Origin of the sequence: Martelella limonii, from assembly GCF_013344475.1 — a bacterium.
Classification (GTDB): domain Bacteria; phylum Pseudomonadota; class Alphaproteobacteria; order Rhizobiales; family Rhizobiaceae; genus Martelella; species Martelella limonii.
Genome location: NZ_JABUOU010000001.1, coordinates 733,157 through 748,335, shown reverse-complemented (window position 1 = coordinate 748,335; position 15,179 = coordinate 733,157). Strand labels below are relative to the sequence as shown.

The following is a 15,179-nucleotide window of genomic DNA, read 5'->3' as shown; positions in this document are numbered from 1 at the left end:
CCTGGGAGGTTGCTTTTCACATTTCAATTCGGGCGAGCGCCTGTTCGGCATCCGCAAAGAGCTTTCGTTCGTCGAGCCCGGCGAATGCGCCGTCCTGCCAGACGATCCTGCCATTGATCATCGTCATGTCCGTTGCCATGCCGATGCCGACACGGGGGATCAGGCTGAGCGGATCATGGCGCGTGCCGACATAGTCCATCCGGCGGCTATCGATCACGAAGAGGTCGGCGGCCATGCCGGGCGCGAGCCGACCGATATCCTTGCGGCCAAGCAGGCTCGCGCCGCCGGTCGTCGCGTACGCCAGGAAATCGGCAGGGGGCGGCACGGGATCGGCGCGCGTCGAAGACACCAGGCATTGCAGCATGTAGGCAGAATGCAGGCAGTGCATCAGGTTGGAATTGTCGTTGGACGCAGCGCCGTCGCAGCCGAGCCCGATGCGCAGGCCGAGCGCGTCCATCGCCGGAATATCGGTGACCTGTTCACCGACCAGATAGACCGGTTCCGGGCAGTGAGAAACGCCTGTGCCGCTTGCCGCCATCGTCGCAAGCTCATCGCGCGTGAGTTCCCAGCAATGGGCATAGAAGGTATCGGGACCGGCAAAACCCATCTCTTCCAGATAGTCCACCGTGCGCAGGCCGTGACGGGCCCTCATGACCTCGCTTTCGCCTTCGCCCACATGGGTATGAAGGAAAACGCCGCGGTCGCGGGCAAGGCGCACCGATTCGACGAAGGTTTCGCGGTAGCTGTTGACAGGCTGGCAGGGCGACACGACCACCTGACGCATGCTGAAGGGCGCGCTGTCATGATAGGCGTCGATCAGACGTTCGCAATCGCCGATGAAGGCGTCCGTCGTCTCCAGCATCTCGTCGGGAATGGTGGAGCCTTCGGATTTCGGCAGGCTGTTGCCGCCACGGCCGGCATGAAACCGCATGCCGAGCAGATCGGCGGCCTCGAACTGCCTGTCGATCAGACGTTTTCCGGCATGGCGCGGGAAGTTATACTGGTGATCGAAGGCGGTGGTGCAGCCATGCTTGATCAGCTCGGCCATGGCGGTGACGGAGGAGTGATAGAAGCTTTCCTCATCCAGTCGCGCAAACACGGGATAGATCCGGTCAAGCCATTCGATCACAGCAAGTTTGGTCCAGTCGAGATCAGCGCGATTACGCACGAAGCACTGGAAAAAATGGTGGTGCGTGTTGATCAGCCCCGGATAGACGAACCAGCCATCGGCGTCGATCGCGGTAACACCGGCGGGCATGCCGTGCGCGCCGAGATCAGTTCCGATGGCCTTCACGGCCGGTCCATCGGTCAGGAGGTCGACATTACGCCGGACTGCCGGACCATCGCCCTCGTCGACAACCACAGCCGCGCAGTTTTTCAGAAGATAACCAGCCATTTCAGGCCTCCTCTGCTTTCTGGTGCGGATCCGGCTTCAATTCGTGCAGGCGGTGAATGCCCGGCATTTCGATGAAGGCGTCGAGGGCGCGCAGCGCACGCATCCAGCGGCGGATGTTGGGATAAGGGTCAAGCGCTATGTTCCCGTCGGGCGCAAGCGCGACATAAGGAAAGCAGGCAATATCGGCGATGGTCGGACGGTCCGCGGCAAGAAAGGCCATGCCGCGTTCGCGCTGCTCGAAAAGGCCCAGTTCCAGCTCCCGCAGGGCGGCGATCCCGCCGGCCGTCATGCGATCAATATCGCCATCGACATTCAGCATGCGGTAAAGCCGTGCGCCGCCGAGATGCACGGTGAGGCGGGGCGAGAAAGACAGCCACTGCTGCACCCGGGCAGCTTCAGTGGCATCGCCTTCGCGCGGCAGCCAATCGGGCGCAGCACCCGCCGCGATATAGGCGAGCATGGCGGAGGATTCCGTCAGCAGAAGGTCGCCATCTTCGAGGATCGGCAGGGTCCCTGCCGGGTTGAGCGCCAGCATTTGTGGCTGGCGATGCTCGCGGCCCGGATGAAAATCCACTGCCTTGAGGTCGAGCGGCACGCCTGCAAGGGCGGCCATCAGGCGGACCTTGTAGCAGCTTGGTGAGAGAATGTAGTCGTAGAGTTTCATTGCGCTACCAATTGCGCGCCATAGGTATAGTTGTGACGCTTCAGCCACCGCCTGTAGGCGATCGAGGTCATGTCGGCGCGGGTCGGAATTTCCTTGCCGGGATCAAGCGGAAGGCGGGCGGGAAGCTGATTTTCCAGGATCGAGCGGTCCTGCAGGAAAATCATCTGCTGGAACTGGATGAGGTCGGTCATCGACGACTGATCGTCGAAAAGCGCCATCCAGGGCCAGACGTCGCAGATCTCCTCGGACAGCGGCTGCACGAAGAGCGCGATCACATCCCATTCGCCGGGACGCGGCGGGCTCGACTTGTAGAGCACGGAACAGGTGGGCGCGGGAACGCGGTACATGTAATCGGTGTCGATGCCGCCGCTTGCCGACTTCGCGGCCTGAGGCTGATAGAATTTCACCTGGGTCGCCCAGACCTCATCGGCATCCTCGCGGATTTCCACCTTGTAGTTCTGCACTTCGGTATGCGGTTCCGCACCGAGAATATCGGTGTGGACGAAGGGAAAATGCGCGATATCGAGGAAGTTCTCGACCGCCCTGAGCGGCGAACAGCGTACCCTTACAACGCCGACATCAACCAGCCGTCGATCCGGATCATCAGCCTCGGGGATGGCGAAGACGTCCTTTTCAGGCGCGCCGAGCGATGTCCAGACATGGCCGTAGCGGATCTGGACGGGCAAAGCGCGGCCATCATTGGTGGTGACGCTGACTGTTTCCGCGCCATCACGGGTAACGGTGATTGGCTCGTCCATCAGCATGGTCTCGCGTCGATCGAGCCCGTTGAAGAGCGCCACGGGATACCATTCGTCACGCATCGGGTTCATCACGCGGCTCCCTTCATGAGACCGGTTTCGGCATTGCGCCGCAGCGCCTCCGCTGCGCGCGATGCGGCGATCCGCGAAGCGCCGTCTGCATCTGCCTCAACAAGCACATGCACGACGGTCTCACCGTTTTCGCAGTGACCGATCAGCGCGTTGAGCGCTGTCATGTGCAGCAGACCCTCGGCATTGGCCTTCACGCCCGCAGCCGCTTCGATCGCTTCGATGGTGGCCTGAATGCTGATCGTCCGAACGGGAGACTTGCCTTCAAGCCGGGGCGGACTGCCGGTAGCGCCGCGGCGCCCGATCCAGATCACGCCGTCCTGTTCGACCACCGGATAGGTCTCCACCCTGATGGTCTTCGGCGGTTCGAGGTCCGGATGCGCGGGGATCGCCAGACATTGTCCGTCGTTTCCGTAGCGCCATCCGTGATAGATGCAGGAAAGCGCCTCTCCCCGGACGAACCCGTGAGAGAGCCGCATGCCGCGATGCGGACATCGGTCATCAGAAGCGGTGAGCCGACTGGACGCGCTCCGCCACAATGCGAGATCGCCTTCAGCGCTCCTCACCGGCATTGCAGTGGCCGCCGACAAATCTGCGGAAAGGGCCGCTGGCGTCCACTCTTTATGGAATTGCATTGACGGGCTTTCTTATTGTCTTTCTTGAACTGCCGGCACAAAACCCGGGCTGGCCGACCCACCGGCGGCAAACAGGTTTGCACAGCAATTATGCATTGGCAAGATTGTGCAAAATTAGTGCAGGGTTATTTGCGGCTCGAATGCCTTCATACATGTGATGCAAGCGCGCTGGTCTCTTGTCAGGGCTGCGCAGGCGTCGACGGCATTTCGTTGAGCGGCACGCTTTCGATCTCCTCCACCCAGATATCGATCGGACCGAGAGAGCAGGCCATTTCCATGGCATCGATCAAGGCCTGCGGTCCCTGCAGTGCCAGTTCGATTCGGGTTTCCGTCGCCGTCAGGATTTCATTCTCCAGCCCGAGTTTTCCGGCATGCCGCTCCATCCAGGGCAGAAAGCTCTCTCCGGCGAAACGGCCGTGCATCGTGAATTTCTGGGTCAGGACAGGTTGGGTCAATGCGCGATCTCGCAGCAAAACGGTGTTGGCCAGGCCAGCTTTAAGGTCGATGCGGGTCTGCGTAAAGCACCAAGGCGGCTTTCGTCGCGCGCTGCGCTATCCCGACCGGGGATAAAGGTCGCAGGCGTTGGACCTCGGATCACCGATATGACAGCATGGACCGGAATGGCGGCCAGAGGGAGCCGGTCGCAGGCAATCATTAAGTGGTGAGAATGAACGAGATCGATATCGTGCTGGTAGCAGCCGTGGCACAAAACGGCGTGATCGGAAGGGAAGGCGACATGCCATGGCGGCTTGCTTCGGATTTCAGGCGTTTCCGCCAGATCACCATGGGCAAACCCCAGGTGATGGGCCGCAAGACCTTCGCCTCAATCGGAAAACCGCTTCCCGGCCGCACCAATATTATTGTCTCGCGTGATCCCGAACTTTCGATCGAAGGATGCCTCACGGCGAACTCGCTCGAGGATGCCCTGTCGCTCGCCCGCGCGGACGCTAGCGCAAAGGGCGTCGACGAGATCTGCATCCAGGGGGGCGGCGAGATCTACCGCCAGGCGATTCGACTGGCAGACCGATTGCGCATCACCCATGTGGAGACAGAGCTTCAGGGCGATACGGTTTTCCCCGAAATCGACCCGGACGTTTGGGAGGCGACAGAGGAAGAGCGGGTGCCTGCCGGCGAGAAAGATGACTATCCGACGCGGTATGTGGTCTACGAACGCCGCCGTTGAACATGATTTTACTGCGAAAACCCCTTGGCAGGCACGGATCGCGTTGAAAGCGACTGTCCGCGTCCCTATAACGGAACAAACGCCTTGGGCGTAAAGGGGATCGCGCCTTGCGATCCAGAGGAAACAAACAAGTAAGAGGTGTGGATGCCCTGGAGCAATCAGAATGGCGGCGGTCCCTGGGGTGGCGGCGGCGGCGGAGATAGTCAGGGTCCGTGGGGTCAGGGTCCGAAGCGGCCTTCCGGCGGAAACGGCGGCGGCGGCAATGGCGGCCCGCCTGATATCGAGGATTTCTTCCGCAAGGGGCAGGATCAGTTCAAGGGCATGTTCCCTGGCGGTTTCAGCATCGGCCTCGTGGCCATTATCGTTCTGGTCGTTGCGGCCTTCTGGGTGATGCAGTCGGTCTACACCATCCAGCCCGACCAGCGCGGCGTCGAACTGCGCCTCGGCAAGCCCAAGCAGGAGATTGCCGGCCCCGGCCTGCACCTGATGCTGTGGCCGATCGACCAGGTCGATACCGTCAACATTACCGAGCAGCAGCTCAATATCGGCTCGGGCAACTCCACGCGCTCCGGGATCATGCTGACCGGCGACCAGAATATCGTTGATATCGAGTTCGCGGTTCTGTTTTCCGTGACCGACCCCGAAGCCTATCTCTTCAACGTCGAAAATCCGATCCAGACGCTGCAGCAGGTCTCCGAAAGCGCCATGCGCGAAGTCGTGAGCTCACGCCCGGCTCAGGACGTGTTCCGAGACGATCGCGAAGGCATCTCGCTTGACGTGAAGGACATCATTCAGTCGACCCTCGATGGCTACGGCGCAGGCATCACCATCAATGCCGTGTCGATCGAGGAAGCAGCGCCGCCGTCGGAAGTGGCAGATGCCTTTGACGAGGTCCAGCGCGCCGAGCAGGACGAGGACCGTTATCTCGAAGAGGCCAACCAGTACGCCAACAAGGAACTGGGTGCGGCACGCGGCGAAGCGGCTCAGATCCGCGAAGCGGCAGCCGCCTACAAGGACCGCGTGGTCAAGGATGCCGAAGGTGAGGCCGGGCGCTTCAATTCGATTTATGAAACCTATGTCGCTGTTCCTGAGGTCACCCGCAAGCGGCTTTATCTCGAAACCATGCAGCAGGTCTTCGCCCGCTCCAAGAACGTGATCATCGATGACGAGGGGCAGGGCATCGTGCCCTATCTTCCGCTCGACCAGATCGACCGCAACGCCGCGCAGAACCGGCCGCAGCCGACGCTCACGCAGCCCAATTCGTCAACGCAGAATCTCACCCAGGGAGCGAGCCAGTAATGTCATCCAATCGTCTACTCGCCGCTCTGGCAGTCATCGCTGCCATTCTGCTGCTGATCTATGCGTCGATCTTCATCGTCAATCCGCGCGAACAGGCGCTGGTGATCCGGTTTGGCCAGATCAAGGAAGTCAAAAGCGAGCCGGGCCTCTACTTCAAGCTGCCCTTCTCGTTCATCGGCGCCGACAAGGTTCAGTATGTTTCCAACCAGGACATGCGCTTCGATCTGGACGATATCCGCGTTCAGGTATCGGGCGGCAAGTTCTATGAGGTGAACGCCTTCGTCATCTATCGCATCACCGATCCCGAACGCTTCCGTCAGGCTGTGTCCGGTGACCGCGATGTCGCCGTCGCTCGCCTGCGCACCCGCCTCGATTCATCGCTGCGTCGCGTATACGGCCTGCGTGATTTCCAGGCAGCCCTTTCGAGCGAACGTGGATCGATGATGCAGGAAGTGCGCGATCAGTTGCGCCCTGCTGCGGAATCGCTTGGCATCAGCGTGGTGGATGTGCGCATCCGTCGCACGGATCTGACCAAGGAAGTCTCCGACGAGACCTATGCCCGGATGAAATCCGAGCGTCTGGCCGAAGCCGAGGCGACACGCGCCAATGGCCGCGAACGGGCGGAAATCCGCCGCGCCGCAGCCGATCGCGAAGTGATCGAGATCCAGTCCGCCGCCAACCGCGATTCGTCGCTGCTGCGCGGTGAGGGCGATGCCGAACGGAACCGGATTTTGGGCGAAGCCTATGGCAAGGACCCGGAATTCTTCTACTTCTACAGATCCATGAACGCCTACAAGGATGTGCTGGGCGAAAATTCCACCATGGTTATGTCGCCCGATTCGGAGTTCTTCGAATACTTCCAGACCAGCGGTTCCGGCGAACTTCCGCCAAGCCCGGTTCTGAAACAGAACGCCGATCCGCAGGATGTCCCCGCAACGCAGGGCAACTGATCCATGCTGATGCAGGATATTCTGCTCGGCCTGGCGTTTTATCTGATTATCGAGGGGCTGGTGTACGCACTGGCCCCTTCGTTTCTGATCAGCATGGCAAGATTGCTGCCGAGCTTCTCCGAAGGTGCGCTCAGGATTACCGGACTGATCGCAGTAGCGCTCGGCGTCGGTCTGGTCTGGCTGATACGCGGATAGGCTTTCGCGCGCCCTTCCGTTATGATGACGATCATGCTCCACGGAGGCCTGATGCCCTTGACCCTTTCCAAAACCCGCCCGACCGCACTGATCGCAGCCGCAGCCCTCATGGCAGCGACCGCGCTGGTTGCGCCGCAAGCGCCATGGGCGGCCGACCGGCAGACGCTCAACGACGTCTCGGTTGCCGACATGGCCGAAACGCTGCTGCCTTCCGTCGTCAATATTTCGATCTCGCAGGAAGGCGACAGCGAAACGGGCAGGGGACCGATCCCGAAAGTCCCCGAGGGGCAACCCTTCCAGGAATTCTTCGAAGACTTCTTCGACGGCGAGGGCGGAAGCGGCAACCGTCCGGTTTCCTCGCTCGGCTCCGGCTTCATCATCGATCCGTCCGGTATCATCGTGACCAACAACCATGTGATCGAGAATGCCGATACGATCGAGGTGACGCTGTCCGACGGCAAGACCCTCGACGCCACCCTTCTGGGTGTCGACGACAAGACCGATCTCGCGGTTCTGAAGGTCGAGCCCGACGCACCGCTGCCCGCCGTCAGGTTCGGCGATTCGCGGAAGGTGAGGATCGGGGAATGGGTCGTTGCGATCGGCAATCCCTTCGGTCTCGGCGGATCGGTCACGCTCGGCATCGTGTCGGCGCGCGGACGCGAGCTCGACGGTCCCTACGACAATTTCATCCAGACCGATGCGGCGATCAACAAGGGCAATTCAGGCGGTCCGCTGTTCAACATGGATGGCGAGGTCATCGGCATCAATACGGCGATCCTGTCGCCTTCCGGCGGTTCGATCGGTATCGGCTTTTCGGTCCCCAGCGAACTTGCCGAAAACATCGTCGACCAGCTGGTCGAGTTCGGCCAGACCCGCCGTGGCTGGATCGGCGTAAGGGTGCTCGACGTCAGTGACGATGTCGCGGGTTCCCTCGGTGCGGATGATCCCGCAGGCGTCGTCGTCGGCTCGATCATCGAGGGCGGGCCAAGCGACGGCGGCCCCTTTGAGGAAGGCGATATCATCCTGTCCTTTGACGGCCACGCAATCGAGACGCCGCGCGATCTGCCGCGCTTCGTTGCCGAAAGCCGAATCGGCGAGGCAGCCGATGTCGAGATCATCCGCGATGGCGAGCGGATGACGGTTCAGGTCACCCCGCAACTCCTCGACGATCCGGAAGAGGTTGGCACCGATGCGACTGCCGGCGAAGACGAGGTTCCGACGGATGAGGGCGTGCAGCCCGGGCTTCCGGTCACCGTCTACGGCATGACGCTCGGCGAACTCGATGACAATGGCCGCGCGGTCTATGCGATCGAAGGCGATGTCGAGGGTGTGCTGATTACGGATGTGGAAACCGGGAGTGCGGCCGCCGATGAAGGGCTCGAGCCCGGCATGGTGATCGTCGAGGTCGAGCAGGAAGGCGTTTCGAGCCCGCAGGATGTGCGCTCGCGGATCGTGAAAATGATTTCCGAGGGACGGCGCAGCGTTTCGCTGATGGTCGCAGCCCCCGATGGCGCGCTGAGGATCGTCAGCCTCGTTCTGGAATAGCCCTCAGCCTTGCCAGTCGGCCCTGAAAAGCCGGTAGAGCACGTGGCGTTTCAGATGGGCGTGGCTTTCCGGAATCGAGGGATGGTCGAAATCGCCATCAAGGTCCCGCTTCATGCCAACCCGTTCCATCACCGCCGTCGAGCGGTGATTGTCCGCGACGGCGAATGAGACGAGCTGGTCGTGACCGCGCTCCTTGAAGGCGAGCCGGATCATTGCGCGGGCGGCCTCGGTAGCATAGCCCTTGCCCCAGTAGCGGGTTGCCATCCGCCAGCCAATTTCGGGTGTGCCCTCGGGTTTGATATCTGCGCTGTAGTGCGCGTTCAGCCCGGTGAAACCGATCGCTTCGCCGGACTGCTTCAGCTCGACTGCGGGAAATCCATAGCCGGTCTCGACGATCCTTGCGTGGAGAATGTCGAAGAGCGCATCGCTCTCTGCCCGGGTGCGGCGCATCGGAAAGAAGGTCATTACCGTGTCGTCGGAATTGATTTCATGAAACAGGGCGCGATCGCGCTCTTCCCAGTTTCGGATGATGAGGCGCTCTGTCTCCGCGAGTTTCATGCCACGAAGTCCTTCCGATGATAGCCCTGGATATAGAGCAGCGCCGTCAGATCGCCATGGTCGATGCGGATCCGGGCTTCGGCTGCCACCTTCGGCTTGGCATGAAGTGCAACGCCGCTTCCCGCGAGCTGAATCATGCCGAGATCATTGGCGCCGTCGCCGACGGCCATGATGTCTTCTGCCGAAATGCCGCGCTTTGCCGCAACGTCGTTCAGCGCCTCGACCTTGGCTTCGCGGCCGAGAATCGGATCGGCGACGTCGCCGGTGAGCTTGCCGCCATCTTCCATCAGGATATTGGCCCGGTTTTCGTCGAAGCCGAGCATGGCGCCGATGCGGCTGGTGAACACGGTAAAGCCGCCCGAGACCAGCGCGGCATAGCCGCCATTGGCCTGCATGGTGGCGATCAGCTCCCTGCCGCCCGGCGTGAGCGTGATCCGCTTTTCGATGATCTCGTCAACGATATCGATCGACAGGCCCTTCAGAAGCGCGACGCGCTCGCGCACCGCCGGCTCGAATTCGATCTCGCCGTTCATGGCGCGGGCGGTGATGGCTGCGACCTTGTCCTTCAGACCCACCTCGGCGGCAAGTTCATCGATACATTCTTGGCCGATCATGGTCGAATCCATGTCGGCGAGCAGAGCCTTCTTGCGCCGGGTCGCGGCGTTTTGGACCACGACATCGACCGGCGCATCGCCGATCGCTCCACGGAGCGCTTCTTCGACCGCGCCCGCATCCGTGTCTGCAGCAAGCAGGAGATCGCAGGCGATGCCCTCTGCCAGCCACACAGTGTTTTCCACCATGACGGCGCTGGAAGCACTGGAAACGAGCGCTTTGGTGACGACAGGGTTTGACGGATTGGCGATGAGCGTGGCAACGAGAGCCATGACGAATTCCTTGGGTGACACTATGCGTGCCGTTTTGATAACGGGGCCGACGGCGAGCGGCAAGTCCGCTTATGCGATCGCGCGGGCGCGTGAAGCGGGCGGCGTGGTAATCAATGCCGACAGTATGCAGGTCTATGACACGCTGCGCGTGCTGACGGCGAGGCCTTCTTTTTCAGACATGGAGCACGTGCCACACCATCTCTACGGATATGTCGCTGCCGGAAGCGACTATTCGACCGGCGCGTGGCTGCGCGATGTGGCCGTGCTTCTGAAGCGTCTTGAAGGCGAGGGACGTCTGCCCGTCATCGTTGGCGGCACGGGGCTCTATTTCAAGGCGCTCACCGAGGGACTTGCGGAAATGCCGCTGGTCAGCCCCGATATCCGCGGCAAGTGGCGCTCGGCATTGGTAGAGGATGGGGCAACCGCGCTGCATTCCCGATTGATGGCGATCGATCCGGCCATGGGCGAACGCCTTTCGCCTGCCGACGGGCAGCGGATCGTGCGGGCGCTGGAAGTGTTCGAGGCAAGCGGGCGTTCGATCGCTGACTTCCAGAAAGAAAACCCGCCGCCGCTGATCAAGCCGGATGAAGCGGAGAAAATCGTCGTGCTGCCGGAGCGGAGCGTCATTCACGACCGCATCAACCGGCGGTTCGAAACCATGCTGGCTTCCGGCGCGGTCGAGGAAGTGGAAACGCTCCTTGCGCTCGATATCGACCCTGCGGCCCCGCTGATGCGCGCCATCGGCGTCAAGGAAATCGCGGCCATGCTTGCAGGCAAGATGTCGCGGGCCGACGTCGTCGAAAAGGCGAGTGCTGCCACACGCCAATATGCCAAGCGCCAGATGACATGGTTTCGCAACCAGATGGACGAAACCTGGAAAAGAGTAGATCCATCAGAAATTTAACACGATTTCCGAACGTGTTTTCTGCATAATATTATTGCGCGCATAGAGCTTTCAGGGCATTTTTCTTGCAATGGCGCGTTGACTGTCTCCCGAAGTCGGGCTATCAGCCTAGGCATGAATATGAACGCACTTCTTATCGTGGTGGGATCGCGCATGGGCAGGATGGTGTAACCATCCGGCGACAGCCACCCATGCGCGACAAACAGGCTCCTCCAAGGGGCCTTTTTTTATGCCCGAGGAAACCCAGGACCTTCAAACGGAAAAATGAGATGACCGCAGCGGACAACATGATGACAGGCGCCGAAATCGTTTTGCAGGCGTTGAAAGAAAACGGGGTCGAACACGTTTTCGGATATCCCGGTGGCGCCGTGCTGCCGATCTATGACGAGATCTTCCAGCAGGACGAAATCGAGCACATCCTCGTGCGCCACGAGCAGGGCGCCGGCCACGCGGCCGAAGGCTATGCCCGCTCCACCGGCAAGGTTGGCGTCATGCTGGTCACCTCCGGTCCTGGCGCCACCAACGCGGTCACGCCGCTGCAGGATGCGCTGATGGATTCGATCCCGCTGGTCTGCATTACAGGACAGGTTCCGACCGCGCTGATCGGCTCGGACGCCTTCCAGGAGTGCGACACCGTTGGCATCACGCGCCCCTGCACAAAGTACAACTGGCTGGTGAAGGACGTAAACGAGCTGGCCGACGTCATCCATGAGGCGTTCCGCATTGCCAAGACCGGCCGTCCGGGTCCGGTCGTCGTCGATGTTCCGAAGGACATCCAGTTTGCCACCGGCCGCTACACCCCGCTTGCCGAACATATGATTCGCGAAAGCTACAAGCCGCGGGTTGAAGGCAATGCCGATGCAATCCGGGCGGCGGTCGAGCTGATGGCGAAGGCGCGGCGTCCGGTTCTCTATACCGGCGGCGGCGTCATCAATTCCGGCGATGAGGCGTCACGGTTGCTGCGCGAACTGGTCGGGCTGACGAATTTCCCGATCACCTCCACGCTGATGGGTCTCGGGTGCTATCCGGCATCCGGCAAGAACTGGCTGGGAATGCTCGGCATGCATGGATCCTACCAGGCCAATATGGCGATGCATGATTGCGACGTCATGGTCTGCATCGGCGCCCGCTTCGACGACCGCATCACCGGCCGGGTAGACGCGTTTTCGCCGAACTCGAAGAAGATCCACATCGACATCGATCCGTCCTCGATCAACAAGAACATCCGCGTCGATATCCCGATCCTCGGCGATGTCGCCCATGTTCTGGAAGAGATGGTTCGGCTGTGGCGGGCGCTGCCTGCCGAAAAGCCCGCGCTCGACGACTGGTGGAACAATATCGAGCGCTGGCGCAACCGCGACTGCTTCGCCTATGCGCCGAACAAGGACGTCATCATGCCGCAATATGCGCTGGAGCGGCTGAACGCGGCGGTGAAGGACAGGGATGCCTACATCACCACCGAGGTCGGTCAGCACCAGATGTGGGCGGCTCAGTTCATCGATTTCGAGGAGCCGAAGCGCTGGATGACGTCGGGCGGTCTCGGCACGATGGGCTACGGCCTGCCGGCAGCGCTCGGCGTCCAGATCGCGCATCCGGAAGCGCTCGTCATCGATGTTGCCGGTGACGCCTCGATCCAGATGTGCATTCAGGAAATGTCGGCGGCGATCCAGCACAACGCCCCGATCAAGATATTCATCCTGAACAACCAGTATATGGGCATGGTCCGCCAGTGGCAGCAGCTGCTGCACGGCAACCGCCTGTCGCATTCCTATACCGAGGCGATGCCGGACTTCGTGAAGCTTGCCGAAGCCTATGGCGCGGAAGGCATTTATTGCGACAAGCCGGACGAACTCGACGAGGCGATCCAGCGCATGATCGACAGCCCGAAGCCGGTGATCTTCGATTGCCGGGTCGCCAATCTCGCCAACTGCTTCCCGATGATCCCGTCGGGCAGGGCGCATAACGACATGCTGCTGCCGGACGAGGCCAATGACGACGCCGTCGCCAACGCCATCGACGCCAAGGGCCGTCAGCTCGTTTAAGGACAAGAGGTCAGACAATGAACGCGAAACTACAGCCCACCGGTTCGGCCTATTTCATCTCGAACGAGACCGCAGCCCCCGAACGCCACACGCTCTCCGTCGTGGTCGCAAACGAGCCGGGCGTCCTCGCCCGGGTGATCGGCCTGTTCTCCGGCCGTGGCTACAATATCGAAAGCCTCACTGTTTCGGAGACGGAGCACGAGGCCCATATTTCTCGAATCACGATCGTCACCAAGGGCACGCCCGACGTGCTCGAGCAGATCAAGGCGCAGCTTGACCGGATGGTGCCGGTGCACAAGGTCGTCGACCTTTCGGTCCGCGCCCGCGAACTCGGTCAGGCTTCGCCTGTCGAGCGCGAGGTTGCGCTCGTCAAGGTCGTCGGCGATGGCGACCAGCGCCAGGAAGCGCTTCGCCTTGCCGATGCCTTCGAAGCCAAGGTCGTCGACGCCAGCATCGAGCATTTCCTGTTCGAGATCACCGGCAAGGTATCGAAGGTGGACCAGTTCATCACGATCATGAAGCCGCTGGGCCTGGTCGAGATCTGCCGCACCGGCCCTGCCTCGATGAGCCGCGGCCCCGAGGGCATGTAACAAACCGAAACGCCCCGCCTATCTGGCGGGGCGTTTTGATTCTCTGACAGGGTGAGGGCGCTTGCCTCGCTCCAGCGTCGTCGTCGTTTCTAGGCCCAGCGTTTCTGCAGGAATATGCGGTCGCGCCCTGCGACGAACTGTTCCATGCGTCCATATTCGACATAACCCTGGCGCTGATAGGCAGAGAGTGCCGCAGGGTTGAACGTGTCGATATAGGCGCCGATACAGCCGCGGGACCGGGCCTCGTCCTCCGCAGCGCTCAGCATCTTGCCGGCCATCCCCTGACCGCGCAGGCTGTCACCGACCCAAAGCCGCTGCACGTAAAGCCAGCCCCATGCCGTCTGCCCGTTAACGCCCGCACAGATGACGCCGGCGTCGTCGCGTACGATCACGGAGAGGGCAAGACGGTCGGCCGCACCAACGGTCGATTCGTTGTAGTCGGCAAGCGCGGCATCAATAATGCTGGCGTCTGATTCATCCGGCGCGGCTGAGACGATGATGTTCATGAGGTTTCCGAAACCACACACGACAAAACGCGCAAAGTTGTGACGCGGTCGCTGCAGAATGTAGTGAAGAAGGAAATGGCTCCCCGGGTCGGATTCGAACCGACGACCTATCGATTAACAGTCGAGTGCTCTACCGCTGAGCTACCAGGGAACATGCGCGCCGCGTTGGGCGCTACGGTGTGAGCGGGTTAATACAAATGGTGAGGCGATTTGCCAAGCCCTTTTTGATAAAAAAAGCAAAGAAGTTTTCAACGCTAATCTCCGCCAACGGAGACGGGCAGGGCGAACACGCATCGGTCCCAGCGCAAGGCTCTATCCGCGCGCCTCGACTGCCCCATCCGTTTGATGGTCCGGGCTGCGCTCCGAACGGTGAAGGTTAAGCATGGTCCTCTCGATTCGACGACGGTCGCGCTTGCTGCGAAGTTGGTGGGCAGCATAGCTTCGCGGCGAAACCACCAGTTCGTCGCGCGCGCCGATAATGTCGAAGACCCGTTCTGCCGCCACAGGTCTGTCCTCGGATGAGTAGGTTGCGACGATGGTGATGCACAGGCTTTCGATCGTTTCGAAACTGTTGAACCCCGGCGGAGACATTTTTGAGATCAAGCCACGGAAGGTCCCAAGATCGAGATGTTCAGCAGCGTCCAATGGCCCTTGAAACAACTTGGTGCGCGGGTCGGGAGCACTTTGCTCATCAAATGTCAGGTTGCTCAAGGAGTAGCTGAAATCCTGCCGCCCGTTTTCCGTCTTGACGGTAAAATCCAGTAGCACCGCATCAATGAAAATCGCCTTGGCGCTCATATTGCCCACCAGGCAATGGCCATCGAGCGTCGGGCTAGCGCCGCGATTGATCAAAATTTTGGCCCGTCTTCCTTCACGATAGCTGTTGAACAGCATTTGAAGATAGATTGCCCAGATGAACAGGGTCGCGATGCTGGCGAGAGCGCTGATCGCGCCTGAATTGTCGTTGATCCAGCTCCACATAGCAGCCTTTCACGGGGCGA

17 protein-coding genes and 1 tRNA gene are annotated in these 15,179 nt (G+C 61.0%); 8 read left to right on the top strand and 10 right to left on the bottom strand.

Going from position 1 to position 15,179, the window contains the following annotated elements; genetic code table 11:
* Positions 1 to 16: 16 nt before the first annotated feature.
* The 5 genes from HPQ62_RS03500 to HPQ62_RS03480 all read right to left on the bottom strand — a co-directional run bounded on the left by HPQ62_RS03500 (position 17) and on the right by HPQ62_RS03480 (position 3,977).
* Complete coding sequence (locus HPQ62_RS03500) at positions 17 to 1,396, bottom strand: amidohydrolase (protein ID WP_174801091.1); 1,380 nt, start codon at positions 1,394 to 1,396, stop codon at positions 17 to 19.
* A gap of 1 nt (position 1,397) precedes the next feature.
* The gene (locus HPQ62_RS03495) at positions 1,398 to 2,060 is read right to left on the bottom strand and encodes a glutathione S-transferase family protein (RefSeq protein ID WP_174801090.1); all 663 of its coding nucleotides are present in this window, start codon (positions 2,058 to 2,060) and stop codon (positions 1,398 to 1,400) included.
* Positions 2,057 to 2,890, bottom strand: a complete 834-nt coding sequence (locus HPQ62_RS03490) for an aromatic ring-hydroxylating oxygenase subunit alpha (RefSeq protein WP_174801089.1) — start codon at positions 2,888 to 2,890, stop codon at positions 2,057 to 2,059. The genes HPQ62_RS03495 and HPQ62_RS03490 overlap by 4 nt, the downstream gene beginning before the upstream one ends.
* Complete coding sequence (locus HPQ62_RS03485; RefSeq protein WP_174801088.1) at positions 2,890 to 3,522, bottom strand: Rieske 2Fe-2S domain-containing protein; 633 nt, start codon at positions 3,520 to 3,522, stop codon at positions 2,890 to 2,892. Before HPQ62_RS03485 ends, HPQ62_RS03490 begins: the two co-directional genes overlap by 1 nt.
* Positions 3,523 to 3,701: 179 nt before the next feature.
* Positions 3,702 to 3,977 (bottom strand): acylphosphatase, encoded by a 276-nt coding sequence (locus HPQ62_RS03480; RefSeq protein ID WP_174801087.1) that lies wholly within the window; start codon positions 3,975 to 3,977, stop codon positions 3,702 to 3,704.
* Positions 3,978 to 4,189: 212 nt separating this feature from the next.
* Between HPQ62_RS03480 and HPQ62_RS03475 the strand changes: the two genes are divergently transcribed.
* The 5 genes from HPQ62_RS03475 to HPQ62_RS03455 all read left to right on the top strand — a co-directional run bounded on the left by HPQ62_RS03475 (position 4,190) and on the right by HPQ62_RS03455 (position 8,694).
* Positions 4,190 to 4,705, top strand: coding sequence for a dihydrofolate reductase (locus tag HPQ62_RS03475; RefSeq protein WP_174801086.1), 516 nt, complete (start codon positions 4,190 to 4,192; stop codon positions 4,703 to 4,705).
* Between the two features lie 144 nt (positions 4,706 to 4,849).
* A complete protein-coding gene (hflK, locus tag HPQ62_RS03470) occupies positions 4,850 to 6,004 on the top strand; it encodes an FtsH protease activity modulator HflK (protein ID WP_174801085.1) in 1,155 nt (384 codons plus the stop codon).
* On the top strand, positions 6,004 to 6,954 hold the full coding sequence (gene hflC / locus HPQ62_RS03465; RefSeq protein ID WP_174801084.1) for a protease modulator HflC: 951 nt from the start codon (positions 6,004 to 6,006) through the stop codon (positions 6,952 to 6,954). The genes hflK and hflC overlap by 1 nt, the downstream gene beginning before the upstream one ends.
* 9 nt (positions 6,955 to 6,963) lie before the next feature.
* Positions 6,964 to 7,149, top strand: a complete 186-nt coding sequence (locus HPQ62_RS03460) for a DUF2065 domain-containing protein (protein WP_174801083.1) — start codon at positions 6,964 to 6,966, stop codon at positions 7,147 to 7,149.
* Between the two features lie 51 nt (positions 7,150 to 7,200).
* On the top strand, positions 7,201 to 8,694 hold the full coding sequence (locus HPQ62_RS03455; RefSeq protein ID WP_174801082.1) for a Do family serine endopeptidase: 1,494 nt from the start codon (positions 7,201 to 7,203) through the stop codon (positions 8,692 to 8,694).
* A 3-nt stretch (positions 8,695 to 8,697) separates the two neighbouring features.
* Here the strand turns inward: HPQ62_RS03455 and HPQ62_RS03450 are convergent, their stop codons facing one another.
* On the bottom strand, positions 8,698 to 9,252 hold the full coding sequence (locus tag HPQ62_RS03450; protein ID WP_174801081.1) for a GNAT family N-acetyltransferase: 555 nt from the start codon (positions 9,250 to 9,252) through the stop codon (positions 8,698 to 8,700).
* Positions 9,249 to 10,136 carry a phosphoserine phosphatase SerB gene (gene serB, locus HPQ62_RS03445; protein WP_174801080.1) on the bottom strand — a complete coding sequence of 296 codons (888 nt, stop codon included), beginning with the start codon at positions 10,134 to 10,136 and terminating at the stop codon, positions 9,249 to 9,251. Before serB ends, HPQ62_RS03450 begins: the two co-directional genes overlap by 4 nt.
* Here serB and miaA point away from each other — a divergent pair.
* The 3 genes from miaA to ilvN all read left to right on the top strand — a co-directional run bounded on the left by miaA (position 10,135) and on the right by ilvN (position 13,672).
* Positions 10,135 to 11,040 carry a tRNA (adenosine(37)-N6)-dimethylallyltransferase MiaA gene (miaA, locus tag HPQ62_RS03440; RefSeq protein WP_174801079.1) on the top strand — a complete coding sequence of 302 codons (906 nt, stop codon included), beginning with the start codon at positions 10,135 to 10,137 and terminating at the stop codon, positions 11,038 to 11,040. The two genes, serB and miaA, sit on opposite strands and share 2 nt — an antisense overlap.
* A 269-nt stretch (positions 11,041 to 11,309) precedes the next feature.
* Positions 11,310 to 13,082 carry an acetolactate synthase 3 large subunit gene (locus tag HPQ62_RS03435; protein WP_174801078.1) on the top strand — a complete coding sequence of 591 codons (1,773 nt, stop codon included), beginning with the start codon at positions 11,310 to 11,312 and terminating at the stop codon, positions 13,080 to 13,082.
* A 17-nt stretch (positions 13,083 to 13,099) separates the two neighbouring features.
* Positions 13,100 to 13,672, top strand: coding sequence for an acetolactate synthase small subunit (gene ilvN, locus HPQ62_RS03430; RefSeq protein WP_174801077.1), 573 nt, complete (start codon positions 13,100 to 13,102; stop codon positions 13,670 to 13,672).
* 89 nt (positions 13,673 to 13,761) lie between these two features.
* Here the strand turns inward: ilvN and HPQ62_RS03425 are convergent, their stop codons facing one another.
* The 3 genes from HPQ62_RS03425 to HPQ62_RS03415 form a co-directional block, all read right to left on the bottom strand.
* Positions 13,762 to 14,178: a GNAT family N-acetyltransferase gene (locus HPQ62_RS03425; RefSeq protein WP_174801076.1), complete on the bottom strand. Its 417-nt coding sequence runs from the start codon at positions 14,176 to 14,178 to the stop codon at positions 13,762 to 13,764.
* A gap of 76 nt (positions 14,179 to 14,254) precedes the next feature.
* Positions 14,255 to 14,329 (bottom strand) — tRNA-Asn (locus tag HPQ62_RS03420).
* A 161-nt stretch (positions 14,330 to 14,490) separates the two neighbouring features.
* On the bottom strand, positions 14,491 to 15,159 hold the full coding sequence (locus HPQ62_RS03415) for a hypothetical protein (protein WP_174801075.1): 669 nt from the start codon (positions 15,157 to 15,159) through the stop codon (positions 14,491 to 14,493).
* Positions 15,160 to 15,179: the final 20 nt, after the last annotated feature.